At 41.3% G+C, this 12,950-nt stretch carries 9 protein-coding genes; all 9 read right to left on the reverse strand.

Annotated features, from left to right (window positions below; translation table 11 throughout):
- Nucleotides 1–33: 33 nt before the first annotated feature.
- Genes HMPREF0106_RS14145 through HMPREF0106_RS14105 form a run of 9 tightly spaced genes read right to left on the reverse strand, consistent with a single transcriptional unit; the run spans nt 34 to nt 12,948 of the window.
- The gene (locus HMPREF0106_RS14145; protein WP_009039770.1) at nt 34–1,443 is read right to left on the reverse strand and encodes a putative oxidoreductase C-terminal domain-containing protein; all 1,410 of its coding nucleotides are present in this window, start codon (nt 1,441–1,443) and stop codon (nt 34–36) included.
- Nucleotides 1,444–1,447: 4 nt separating this feature from the next.
- Nucleotides 1,448–2,452, reverse strand: coding sequence for a Gfo/Idh/MocA family protein (locus HMPREF0106_RS14140; protein WP_008649456.1), 1,005 nt, complete (start codon nt 2,450–2,452; stop codon nt 1,448–1,450).
- A 6-nt stretch (nt 2,453–2,458) separates the two neighbouring features.
- Entirely contained in the window at nt 2,459–3,250 is a 792-nt protein-coding gene (locus HMPREF0106_RS14135; RefSeq protein WP_004305159.1) for a glucosamine-6-phosphate deaminase, read from the reverse strand.
- Nucleotides 3,231–4,418 carry an N-acetylglucosamine-6-phosphate deacetylase gene (gene nagA / locus HMPREF0106_RS14130; protein ID WP_009039771.1) on the reverse strand — a complete coding sequence of 396 codons (1,188 nt, stop codon included), beginning with the start codon at nt 4,416–4,418 and terminating at the stop codon, nt 3,231–3,233. The genes HMPREF0106_RS14135 and nagA overlap by 20 nt, the downstream gene beginning before the upstream one ends.
- A gap of 17 nt (nt 4,419–4,435) precedes the next feature.
- Nucleotides 4,436–5,752: a sugar MFS transporter gene (locus HMPREF0106_RS14125; RefSeq protein WP_004309608.1), complete on the reverse strand. Its 1,317-nt coding sequence runs from the start codon at nt 5,750–5,752 to the stop codon at nt 4,436–4,438.
- A 6-nt stretch (nt 5,753–5,758) separates the two neighbouring features.
- Nucleotides 5,759–7,963: a beta-glucosidase family protein gene (locus tag HMPREF0106_RS14120; RefSeq protein ID WP_009039772.1), complete on the reverse strand. Its 2,205-nt coding sequence runs from the start codon at nt 7,961–7,963 to the stop codon at nt 5,759–5,761.
- Nucleotides 7,964–7,986: 23 nt separating this feature from the next.
- A complete protein-coding gene (locus HMPREF0106_RS14115) occupies nt 7,987–9,555 on the reverse strand; it encodes a glycosyl hydrolase (protein WP_032851275.1) in 1,569 nt (522 codons plus the stop codon).
- A 41-nt stretch (nt 9,556–9,596) separates the two neighbouring features.
- Complete coding sequence (locus HMPREF0106_RS14110; protein ID WP_008776506.1) at nt 9,597–11,294, reverse strand: DUF5018 domain-containing protein; 1,698 nt, start codon at nt 11,292–11,294, stop codon at nt 9,597–9,599.
- 19 nt (nt 11,295–11,313) lie between these two features.
- The gene (locus tag HMPREF0106_RS14105) at nt 11,314–12,948 is read right to left on the reverse strand and encodes a RagB/SusD family nutrient uptake outer membrane protein (protein ID WP_004299618.1); all 1,635 of its coding nucleotides are present in this window, start codon (nt 12,946–12,948) and stop codon (nt 11,314–11,316) included.
- Between the last annotated feature and the right edge of the window lie 2 nt (nt 12,949–12,950).

Consider the following 12,950-nt stretch of genomic DNA (forward strand, 5'->3'; position numbering starts at 1 on the left):
TTTGCATCTTGTTTCTAACACCTATTGTTTTGTTTATTTGTTTCCTTTCTTTGCCATTTCTACAGCAGTAGTAGTAATGTAATATTTAGCTAGTGTATTTTCATTTTCCCATTCCGGCATATCCTGATTGTGTACATAATGCAGGAAAGCCTTTGCCACTTTGCTGAAATGTTCTTCGTGTCCTAATCGTTTTTCCTGTGGTATGTCAATCAGATAAGTTCCATTCTTTTTGTTTTTGACAGATAAGAACGGATAAGTTATTTGAAGCTGTTCCACTGTTTTTTGCAATTGAGCTTCAAATGTCCGATTGTCAATGTCCGGTTCTTTCTGTATATATAGCTCTTTTACAAATCCATTTTTTTCATCCTGAACGATTTTTAAAGTGGCTTTACTTCCTTTCTTTATGGAAGTAAATGTATCTCCTCCGTTAGTGGGTGGAGTATAATTCCATGTGACTTTCATTCCTATACAAATCCCTTTAACGGTATAGTTGAGACTTCCGTTTGCCATCACCTCCAATACATCGTTTTTTATGTATCGGTTAAGATAAGCGGGAAAAGAATCGATTTGTGTCGATTGACTGAACTCTGCTAATGTAATTGGAGTTGGCCAGTGTTTGGCGGCATTCACGGTGACATCCGATTGATAATGAATCGTTTCATCAGGAAAACATTGCCAGTTGATGAGGTCGATCAGATGTGTTGTAACATCTGCAATGCCTTCTCCTTGTTGCTCTACATCGTAATACCATGCCGGGCGAATTAATGGCTTGCCAGAAACTGTCTTGAAAAAATGATGCACGCTTTCCATTATGACAGATGGATTGTCCGGTGAACCTTTTTGTAAATCTCCGAATAATTCCGTCTGATGCAAAAGCTCTTTTTCTATGATATTGAGGATATCATAACGTTCCGTCATCAGATCGTATAAAAGAAGATTCTTTTCTTTGGCGAGTTGATAGGCTTCTGTCAATAACTTGAAATCCTGTGGATTGATAGCCAGTGGCTTATCGGCAAGGACATGATATCCGGCTTTGATAGACTCCATGATATAGCGCGTCTTTTTCTGATTGTTTCCGGCCAATACTGCTATATTACCTTTATGATCGGCAAGCATTTTCTGGAGATAATCATCTCCGGTATATACTTGTTTTTTCCATGTCGTAGGAGATTCCGCCCGCTGATTATAAGAATCAATGCTTTCCAGATATTGGTTGACGGCTATTCCTTCGGGGGCATATATCCGGATGGTGTCACTGACATCTGTCAATGTCTCTTTTTGAAGTAGGCTGGCATGGAAATGTCCGGGATCGAGAACCACTACTTCTATTTTACATGAATCATTGGCTTCCGCCTTATTCATAATCTGTTTCTTGGAGAAAGAACATGAAGAAACTATAAATAAGATTGATATAAGCCCGATTCCTTTATATATAAATTTCATTTTCTTATTTATTATAGGTTTTGATTAATTTCCGGGCGTCTTTCCATCCTTTTTGGTAAGCTTCTTCCAATGTGACAATTCTTCCATTCTCTTCTTTACTCATATTGGATGCTTTCATGAAAGTGAATATTTCAATTGTTTCTTCTCTGGAGATAGGAGAGATTCCTGTTTGAAAGTATTTAAGAATCTGTTCAAGAAGCGCTTTATAACCTTGGTAACCTCCTGCGGCTACTGCTCCTTTTGAAGTATAGGCAGTTCCACCATAAATTTGCGGTCCTTTTATAATCGCTCTGAAAGTTCCGATTCTACCATCTTTCCATCGTCCTACTACTACATCCCCTCTATCTGAAGACATCCGGTTGACTGATTCGCATCCTGTTCCCATAATTGTGTATAATGTTTCTACTCCATGAATGCCATAGAAACCGAAATCCGGATGCGTTGGCTCCACTTTGTGAGGAGAATAACAATCGGCTCCAAGGATTTTGCCAAATTCTCCATTTCTTAATTTCTGGTTTTGAGGAGTAAATCTAAGAGCAGAAGAGGAAAAAACAGGTGCATTGTATTTTTCTGCCATTTCATAAATAGCGATTGCATCTCCTAAAGTAGCTCCGACAGGTTTGTCAATATAGCATATCTTACCTGATTTGAATACCTCGACGGCTTGTTCCAAATGTAGTCTGCCGTCATTGGTTTCCAAAAGGACACAGTCTACTTTTTCCAGTAAATCTGCTATTGATGAGGTGATTTCCACGCCATTTGCTTTGACCTTTTCAATGTATCCGGGGATTCGTTCGTAACTGGATTGAATAGTCTTTGAACCGTACGGATACGCTGCTACTACCCTAAAACCTTTGGAAAAGGTCTCATCCGAACCACTATTAATCAATTCGGTGAAAGCGGTGGAATGGGATGTGTCCAGACCAATAATTCCGATCCGCATAACTTTTTGTGCGTGTATACTGAAGCTGATAGCCAGTAGTATAAGAAGTGAGATTCTGTTTTTCATAATCCTTTATAAATTAATTCTTTCTGCACTTTCCGGGTCCAAATATAACGAAGAATTTTCTTTTCTTCGCAATATGCTGGCCGGACATTTTTCTGAAACTTCACCATAAACAGTCTGATAGACTGCTTGAGCTTTATTTTTGAACGGGACGATACAAAACATCCATTCAGCTTTTAGCAAAGCCGGTATCGTGAGTGTTAAAGCTTCTTTGGGTACTAAGTCTAGTGTCTTGAAGCATTTTTCATTGACTTGCTGTTGGCGACATATTGGGTCCAGTTCAACTACTTTCACAAGTTTGGGATCATTAAAGTCTGCTACATCCGGATCATTGAAAGCAATATGCCCATTTTCTCCAATTCCCAAACAAACGATGTCAACCGGATGCTTAGTCAGCAAGTCTGCATATCGCTGACATTCCTCTTCAAGGTTTTCCGCCAGACCATTCAGATAGTTGACTTTCTTGAAAGGAACTTTGTCAAAGATACGAATTCTAAGGAAATGTCCAAAACTTTGTGGGGCTTCCGGATGTATACCGATGTATTCATCCATATGAAAAGCGTTTATTCTGGTCCAGTCGATGCGTTTGTCATGAATCAGATGACTCAAAAACTCATTTTGTGAGGGGGCAGCGGCGAAAATCATATTTATTTCCGGTTTGCTTTCCAATAAGCGACAAATTTGGTCGCCGACTTCTTTTGCGGCTACACTGCCCATCTCTTGAATGGACGGGAAAATTCGAACTGTTAATTGTTCCTGCTGAAAAACTTTGGTCTTAGTTTCATTTAGTATAGATAACATGGCCTTTTAATATTGTATTATTTATATTTATTTGATTATCAAAAATGACTATGTCGGCATCCTTACCGATTTCTAAAGAACCTTTTTCTTTGTCAATATGAAGAATACGGGCGGGCGTCAGGGTCATCATACGGACGGCGTCAATGAGAGGAACACCGGCTAAATATATCATGGTTCGAACCAGTCGGTCGGTTGTTGCAACACTACCGGCAAAAGCTTTCCGATCCGGCATTTTGGCCACTCCGTCTTCGATAATGACTTTCTGACCGTTGTTGAGGCTACCTAATATCGATTCACCGTCCGGCATACCCGCTCCTCTCATGGCATCAGTGCAGAGGGCTGTTTTATCAACTCCTTTGAACTTGTATACGAATTGGAGCAGGGGTTTCGGAAGATGTATGCCATCGGCAATAATCTCCACTGTCATATCTTCAATCAAGTAGGCGGCTTCTACTACTCCGGCATAGCGGAAAGCATTTTTGCGGGTCACTGATGACATGGCCGAATAAAGGTGGGTCACATGTGTATAACCTGCTGTAAAGGCTTTCTCAACTTCTTCATAAATCGCGTCGGTATGAGCGATGGAGGGCAGAATATGATGTTGTTGCAGAGTTTGCCCTAGTGCTAGAGCACCCTCCAACTCTGGAGCTACGCTCCAACGGATAATATCTTTTGAGGCTTCCAGAATGGCATTATATTCTTCTGCTTGCGGCTTTTTCAGGAAGTTCGGGTCTTGCGCACCACATTGTTTCGGTGAAAAGTAAGGTCCTTCCAAATGTAAACCGATAAACTGCGAACCATTGATATTCATTTCTTTGGCTTTCCGATATACGGTAAACGTCGTCATTAACTCCTCGTTAGTGCTAGTAAGTGTGGTGGGAACCATTGCGGTAGTACCATACTTGGCATGTGTCTCGGCCACTCCGAGAAAAGCTTCGATAGTACCATCCATGAAGTCATGTCCTCCTCCTCCGTGGATATGCATGTCGATGAATCCTGGTGAAACATAATTCTGACGGGCGTCTATTACCTTGTCACCAACGAGCGGTTGATAGCTTTCATTGGGAATAATCTGCTCAATTTTTCCATTTTCGCATATCAATGTTTGGCCCATTTCTATGCCTGTTGGTAGAATGAGTTTTCCATTTGTTATGATGAGTCTTTCCATATTATTTCGTTTTTAATTTATTTCCAGGAGTCTATTTTATGACCTTTAACTGCAAAGAAAACCAAATATAAAAAACAGGGAATCAATACCCAATAACCGAAACGCAGACTATACATATCTGCCAGATGACCATATATCAGAGGCAGAATGGCATTGCCACATAATCCCATGATAAGAAGAGAGGAACCGGTTTTGGTGAATTTCCCCAGTCCATGAATGGAAAGTGGCCAGATACCTGCGTAGATTAAAGCATTTGGGAAACCCAATGCATTCAGAAAGAAAATGGAGGCATTGGCATGATGACCGAACAGAGTTACTTCAAAATCTGCAAATACAACTCCGAATGAAAGGAGTAATCCGATGATGGTACAACCTATAAGTGCATTTTTTTGTGAAACATATTTGGGTATTAACAGGATTCCTAGGAGGTAACCAATCATAGTACAGGCCAATGTATATGAGGGAAAAGTTTTAGCTTCAAGCAGGTCCATACCCATCGAATTGGCATAATTGATGATTGTATCAATTGCGATAACCTGTGTTCCTACATGAAGAAATATAGCCACTGCTCCTAAGATAAGGTAAGGAAAGTCGAAAATACTTTTTCTGGTGTGATGGTGGCTACCTGTATCTTCCGTGCTGTTTTCTTCGTCTGTATTGATTTCAGGCAGAATGGAGTAACGGATACCGATACCGGTAAGCAGTAAAATAACGCCTAGAACAGCATAAGGCACAATGACGCGTTGTATTAATTCGTCAAGCATAGCGTTCTTTGTGACTATGTCTAAAGTCCCCGATTCTATAGTGGCAAAAAGCTCCTTGTCGGTAACATTTAATATCAATGCAGCAAATATGAGTGGTGAGACGATACCTGCGAATTTATTGCATATTCCCATAATACTGATTCGTTTGGCGGCACTATCAATAGGACCGATAATAGTGACATAAGGATTAGCGGCAGTTTGCAATATGGCTAATCCGGTGCCGATGGAAAATAGACCGGCCAGGAATATCTCGAATTGACGGGCTAATGCTGCCGGAACAAATAAGAAAGCTCCTAAGGCGGTAAGCATAAAACCATACATAATACCTCGCTTGAATCCCACTTTCTTGAGAAGTACTCCCGAGGGGATAGCCATTACAAAGTAGGCGATATAAAATGCAAAGGCGACAAAGTAGGATTCGAAATGTGTCAGTTCACAGGATATGCGGAAGTATGGAATCAGTATGGCATTGACCCACGACACAAATCCGAAGATAAAGAACATCCCTGCCAGAATTGCAATTGATATGTAGTATGTCTTTTTGCTGCTTATAAGGTTATTGTTTCCCATGTGTTTTTATTTTTTCAGTTCGAAATTTTTCTGTAATTTGATGTCCCGTGACGATGCGCCTATTAATACAGTAAACATACCCGGTTCGTCTTTCCAGTGTTTACTTTCGGTATCGTAGTATTGTAAGGCGCGGCGCGGTAACTTGATTGTGACTTGTTTGGATTCACCCGGTTTTAAGCCAACCTTAGTGAACCCTTTTAATTCTTTAAACGGGCGTTCTACAGAACATTTGTTTTGATGCAAATATAACTGTGCGATTTCCTGGCCATATCGTTTTCCTGTGTTAGTAATGGTGAATGATACGGCAAACTCTGTGTCCGAGTCTTTCCATACAGGTTTCATCTTTATGTTTGAATAAGTAAAAGTGGTATAGGATAATCCATAACCGAATTCAAATTGGGGGACTACACGGTAAGTATCGAAGTAGCGGTAGCCGACCATAAGCCCTTCCTTGAAACGGACGGTGTCGTTTATACCCGGATATTCTCCAAATACGTGATCAGGCATATCTTCCAGACGCTTACACCAGGTAGTAGTCAGTTTTCCCGAAGGATTGACTTCTCCAAACAATGTACGTGCCAGTGCATTTCCTCCTTCCATCCCTAGAAAACTGCCGTGCAGTAATGCCGTAGCATCATTATACCATTCTCCTATTTCGACGGGGCCACCGGAGATTAGTACCACTACAGTGTTGGGATTAACCTCCAGGATACCTTTTAATAATCTGTCCTGTTGGTAAGGAAGCTTTAAATTCGGCTTATCGTACCCTTCACAGTCAGAACCATGTTCGTGGGAGGTTCCACCTATATAGATAACCAATTCTGCTTGGGCAGCTGTATTGATTGCTTTCTTATATAGCTCTTCATCGGATTTATCAAATTCGTTCGTGAACCAATGACCAACCTTATACGCCTTTTTACTCAATTGATAACCGGGTGCATATTCGATCCGGGCTTTTCCATCTAAAAGATTTTGTAGCCCTTCCAAAGGAGTAACTTCATATTTAGCTTTAAGTTTTGTACTGCCACCTCCTGCTGCAAATACTTCGGTTGCATTTGCGCCAATCACTGCGACATTCTTGTATTGTGCCGGGTCTAGTGGTAGCATATCTTTGGAATTCTTCAATAATACCAATGATTCCTCCGCTATTTCTCTGGCAGCCTTAGTATGGGCAGGTATTGCAAGTTTGGCTGCCATACCTGTAGTGTCATAAGGAACTTGTCCTATTAAATCAAGTCGAATCATCAATTTCAGAATATTACGTACTTTTTTGTTGACGGCTTCTTCCGGAATCTCTCCATTACGTACTTTCTTCAATAAAGGATCGGCCAAATAATATTTATTGAAAGCATATTTCCCATTTTCTTTGATGCTTGTTCCCATTTCGACATCCATACCGCACAGAGCTGTTCGCTCTGTGTTATGGACTGCATTCCAGTCCGATACGACTAATCCGTCAAATCCTAGTTCATCACGAAGTAAAGTATCAAGAAGATAAGGACTTTCCGTACACCACAACCCTCGAACCTTGTTATATGCCGCCATGGCTGCCATGGCTCCACCTCGTTGTATGGCAGCTTCAAAAGCCGGAAGATAAATTTCGTGTAAGGTGCGTTCGTCTACTTCTACACTCACTTTGTACTGGTTGTATGCCTGGCTATTCAGAGCAAAATGCTTCACACAAGAGGCTACTCCCTGTGACTGTACTCCTTGTATATATGGAACAGCCAGTTCACCGGAGAAGAAAGGATCCTCGCTGAAATATTCCCAATTACGTCCATTGAGTAAGGAACGGTGAATGTTGACTCCCGGAGCCAGGCTCACATGCTTACCGCGTGCTTTACATTCAGCTCCAAGAACTTCTCCATATAGCTGTGCCAGATCACGGTTCCAAGTAGATGCTAAGGCGCTTAATGCAGGTAGATAGCTACATGCGTCGTTATCCCATCGGGCGGATTCCCACCCATTGGCTACTCCCTCAAATCTTACTCCGTGAGGTCCGTCGGAGTAGTGCAGGTCGGGGATGCCAAGCCTTGGAACACCGGTACTTGAAAACATCGTGTTACTGTGCAACATTCCAATTTTCTCTTCCAAAGTCATTTGTGATAATAAACTTTCTATCTGTTTATCAGTACTTGCTACTTTATTACCAGTCAGACAGGAGGAGAATATAATCAGAATCAGCCAGCTATATGGAGTCAGTCTTTTCATACTAGAATACTTGTTGTCTTTGATTATTTTGAATTATTCTTTCTTGTTTCAATTTCACTGTACACAGCATCCGGGATCAAATCAAGCCAGTAAGGATCCTGGACGAGTTCCTTGTACAGTTCAAGTGCCAGAGGGTCACTTTGCAGACGGCGGTCACCATTCTCTGCATTTTCGTGATTCTCCCATACGACGGCCTTGACACGTGGCTCTTCATCCTTCAGCTTAAACCATTCTCTTACCCATCTCTGGTGGTCGCATGTGCTGGAGTATCCTCCTTCACTAATCATGATAGGCTTGTCTGCCGATACCTGCTTGATTCCTTGCATCAGTGTGAGCGGATATCTTCTTTCTTCCGGATAAGTAGCACTAAGCGATGGTGGATAACAGCTTACTCCCAGCCAATCTACATACATATCTCCTGGATAATAGTTTTTCATTGCGTTTGCTTCTGTACCTGGCATGCTTACACTGTTGGGTGACCATACGAAGACATTGTAGGCAGTGACACCCAACTGTTCTGCAATGTTATACATACGTCTCCAAGCCTTGACATAGTTTGTGGGATCTCCGTAATACGGAGTCCAGCTTCCATTCATTTCGTTGGCTGGTCTGAACCAGATAGGTCCCATGTCACGTACTTCTTGGGCAGCTACTTCGGCGAAGTATGATTTGTGAAAATCGTCGAGTTCGCCATTTGCCATTTGTTGGGTGGGAATGACGGGCAGCCATCCGTAAAGGAAGAATCGGTATTTGCCCTGATAGTTTTTTCCCCAGTATTTCTCACGTACTGTTTGCATTTCGCTGAAATTTCGTCCCGGTTCCATATTCTGATACCATAAGATCATAGATAGTTGCTTTCCCACCAATTTTTCAAATAAGGCAACGGCACACTGGTCAGTACTTCCTTCGCGGTCTTCCGGATCGAATCCGTATAATGGTGGGAATGCTCCATGATAACACCCTTTTTCGGGGACGTACTTCATGTCATTATGAAATTCTCCCATTACCTTGATTTCGTCGATGAGCATCATCGTACTGGTGGAAGCTGAAGATTTGAGAGTCGCTTTCACATATCTGCATGCTACATTACTAAAGTCTGTTTTTCCCCAAGCGTCCGACTTTCCGTTGCTGTCGGAATAGGTAATTGGTGAGGCTGCTTTTTCCCATTGGCTTTTGTCCTTGCTGGTTGATACTTCTATTTGAGTAGGGAATACAATTTGTGATGTCGGATCGGAAATAGCATGTACTGATACTTCTGTGATATTGCGTAATGATCCCAAATCAATTATTACTTCTACAGTTTGTGCATCCCAACCGACTCCTCTGTTTTTAGTCGAGAGGGTACCGGTCTCCTCATCCGTCAGTTTGGTGCCGGATGTCCAGGGATCGAGAGGGGCTTTATCAGCATAGGCACTGTTGGCTACAACATTCATTTTATAGAATTTGCCTGCCGCCACATTAATAATGCTTTGTTCATTTGGATCTTTGGGCTTATTTGGATCAAAAGTAACTTCCCATGATCTCGTTTCTTCTGCATTGCAAGCGTATATGAGTATTGCAACTGCTATTAACCATAAATTTTTTAATTTCATATTTAGTGGTATATTATAAGGTTGATTACTGGTTGTTTGTATTACATATCAATACAGTCATATTGGTAGCAGGCGATGCCTCCATTAGAGAATACGAGATAAACGTATAGATAATAACCATTTTTGGCAACTTTAAATACGACATCTCCGGTTCCTTCGGTGTTTTGACCGGAATTCTCGAGACCTCCATATATCTTGTCCGGACATACTATTATTTGGTTGTCGAACGAGCCGCTACTAAGATCATACATACGGACAGCATCAGAACCAGTTACGGCATAGTTGAAACTATTTACATGATTGTAAATGATATAAGGTACTTTGTTGAACACGGCATAGTCTACGGCATTGATAATTGTGTTACCCGGAGCACCCGTATTTGCCGCTTTTATGCTATTGTCTGTTCCTTTAAACCAGTAGAAATAGCGTTTGGCAGAAGTATCTGTGACATGGCTGGCCAAGAAATAGTCACTTTGAGTATCAGTGTCATCAGCATAAATCACATCCGCCCATTTAATCCAGTTTGAAGTCAGTAGAGAGGAACTCATAATGACAAATTCCGGACTTTGTGATTGTAAAGTACCATTTATGACACGCCAACGGGCGAATTGCACTTTACTATCCTTTTGGAATACCGGAGTTGTGATAAGGGCATTGGCATCCAAATCTCCTTGGATAGAGATCTTCCAACCAAATCTTATGTTAGTGCCAGTTTTATATTCAATATATTTCTGTGGTTTCTCATTCACTCCATTAGCTTTCCATACAGTGAAAGTACCTCCTGATGGAGTATAGCTGCAGAATAAAATATTATTTCCCCGATCTGCTGTTGCATGGAAGTTTGAATTATCACCGGCAAATTGGCTGATATCCATAGAACCTGCTATTTCTCCGGTCTGGCTATTTAAGTAAATGGCACGATCATTGGCACGTTCGTTGATGACAACATATTTGTCGACTACTGCAAGTCCGGTTACTTTACCCGGTAGCAGAATACCGCTTATTTCAGATAGTCTTTTAGACCATAATAGCTTACCGCTTCCTTGGCGAATACCTGCAACAGTTTTTTGCGGAATATCTTTTTTTACCGTATATGTTGCTTTATCTATACCATTCTGTGCTGTGACAACAATGGTCTGTTCTTGTTCATAGTCTAGTGCTTCTGTTTCGGGGTTGGGACTGCATGTTGCTCCATGTGAGATATCAATGTTAGCTATCTGCTCCCCTACATTATCTATGGTTACTAATGAAATTGTTTTTTCGTTTTCATTAATGACTCCCAATAGCCCTATGGCAGGAATATCGAATTTGGTGATACTACATTCGTTGCTCTTACGGATTTCACCTATTACTTTGAATTCGGTACTAGTCCCGGAGGTCTGATCTTTCACTGTGATATAGTTGTCTTGGGTAAGATCCATATAAAGTAATGGTGGAGTTACACTGACATTATTCGCTAAACTGGCACTCAATCTTACCCGTTTTAGTGCAGAGGTCGGCAATACATTATCCGACAATTTGGGATAATTGTATGGGAAAACAAATGTGATTGAATGATTGGTATAATCTATCTCACCTTTGAAACTATTTTCGCTGCTGTCATCGTTCGGAAACGATGCAGTGATGCTGTTGATACCTTCGCGTTGAATGTCAGAACCCAACTCTTCAGGACTGTGACAACTAGTTACTCCCCATAGAAGAACTAATGCCTGGATGATTGATATAATTTTGTTTTTCATTGTTCTAAGAGTTTTATTGTTATTTCCATTCATCATATTGCTCAATCAATGAGTTATTCTTCAATTCTTCAGACGGTACAGGAAGGACATATAATTTCTTTATAAACTTGCGGTCCTGCCCGTCGCAATCAACATATTCGTATGTATTGGTAGCGCCAATGATTTTGAAGCCATGTGTGCGATAGTTGTTGTATTCAATATGGGCTAATTCCCAACGACGCATATCCCAGAATAAATGACCTTCATAGGCTAGTTCAACCTTTCTTTCATTTCTGTAATCTTTGAACCAAGCCTCGCCTGTAGAGGATTTACCCGGTAAATTCACTTTTACTCTGGCGCGTACCTCATTCATTGCACTTTGGGCTTCCCCGATCTTATTGAGTCGATAAGCTGCTTCTGCTTTGTTCAATAAAACTTCTGCATAGCGAATTTCAACCCACGGTTGGGCGCTTTTCCCATTTTTGACGTCTGTTAGCGTTTCATCTAACAATTTCCTTAAAAAATAACCGGTTGTGGTTTTGCCGTATGAAGTACCCTGTTCCCGGTAAGGCATAAACACACCATTCTTTCCGTCAAGGCTGCAATCCATCTTTTTCCCTTTCCAGGTACATCCTCTATAGATTACAGTTGCGGCGAAGCGAGGTTCCAGTTGGTCGTATGGAGGAGTTTCATCAGTAATGCCATGCCAGGGTGTCCAGTCTATCTTTTCTCCATTTTTGCTTTCATAACATTCTACCATTTCCTGGGTAGGAGTTCCTGTTGAACCATTGTCATAACCATCACATTGTGGTACATAATACCGGTCGAAAAGATGATTAGGCCCGTTGGCAGCATCATAATCAAACTCCAGAATCGCTTCTTTATTATTCCCTTTCCATGCATCTTCATATTTGTCCGTCAGACCATATAGTTTGAGTGCAATTACATTATTAGCAGCATCATAGGCATCCTGCCAACGTTTGGCATATAACATAGCTCTTGATTTCAGTGCATAGGCTGCTCCTTTGGTGATACGCCCTTTATTTGCCGCATCCCATTCCTTGGGTAAATTATTGGCTGCAAAATCAAGATCGTCAGCTATGAATTGCCAGGTTTCTTCAGCACTGCTGCGGGCTTTATTAGTTGATACCGGCAGATCGTCATACAAGATGACACCTCCATGTCTTTTGGCTAACTGGAAATATACAAATGCACGGAAAAAGCGTACTTGAGCTTCCCAAAGCTTATTTCTGTCTGCTGAAAATTCGGAATATTTTCTTTGTAGAGATAGAAATTGGTTTGTTTCTCGGATCTGTTTGTATGCTGTTGAACGTAGCCAGATACTGTATAGACAGTTATCCGGAGAGATAGCATCCGGTGTAAGTACATAAAGATTAGGATGGCCGGCTCTGTGTCCCAGCGTATATGAACCATACTTAAATGCGTCAGTCAGACTTTCTGTAAAACTTCCGTAGAATTGGGCCTCCCCGAATTGACCGTAATCATGCAGGAGGGGATAGAAACTATTCACATATTTGTCAACCTGGGTTTCATCTTGCCAGATGATTTCATCACTAACGGTAGTCGTTTGTTTTACTTCATCCAGCCAGTCGTTGCACGAACTTAAAGTCAGCAACATAAAGAAGAGTGATATATTAATACATAACTTTTTCATAT

This window comes from Bacteroides sp. D22 (assembly GCF_000163675.1).
GTDB lineage: Bacteria > Bacteroidota > Bacteroidia > Bacteroidales > Bacteroidaceae > Bacteroides > Bacteroides xylanisolvens.

Bases quoted from the DNA above. Each gene is read 5' to 3' on its own strand.
- HMPREF0106_RS14145 (WP_009039770.1), bottom strand. From the start codon at position 1,443: ATGAAATTTATATATAAAGGAATCGGGCTTATATCAATCTTATTTATA.
- HMPREF0106_RS14140 (WP_008649456.1), bottom strand. From the start codon at position 2,452: ATGAAAAACAGAATCTCACTTCTTATACTACTGGCTATCAGCTTCAGT.
- HMPREF0106_RS14135 (WP_004305159.1), bottom strand. From the start codon at position 3,250: ATGTTATCTATACTAAATGAAACTAAGACCAAAGTTTTTCAGCAGGAA.
- nagA (WP_009039771.1), bottom strand. From the start codon at position 4,418: ATGGAAAGACTCATCATAACAAATGGAAAACTCATTCTACCAACAGGC.
- HMPREF0106_RS14125 (WP_004309608.1), bottom strand. From the start codon at position 5,752: ATGGGAAACAATAACCTTATAAGCAGCAAAAAGACATACTACATATCA.
- HMPREF0106_RS14120 (WP_009039772.1), bottom strand. From the start codon at position 7,963: ATGAAAAGACTGACTCCATATAGCTGGCTGATTCTGATTATATTCTCC.
- HMPREF0106_RS14115 (WP_032851275.1), bottom strand. From the start codon at position 9,555: ATGAAATTAAAAAATTTATGGTTAATAGCAGTTGCAATACTCATATAC.
- HMPREF0106_RS14110 (WP_008776506.1), bottom strand. From the start codon at position 11,294: ATGAAAAACAAAATTATATCAATCATCCAGGCATTAGTTCTTCTATGG.
- HMPREF0106_RS14105 (WP_004299618.1), bottom strand. From the start codon at position 12,948: ATGAAAAAGTTATGTATTAATATATCACTCTTCTTTATGTTGCTGACT.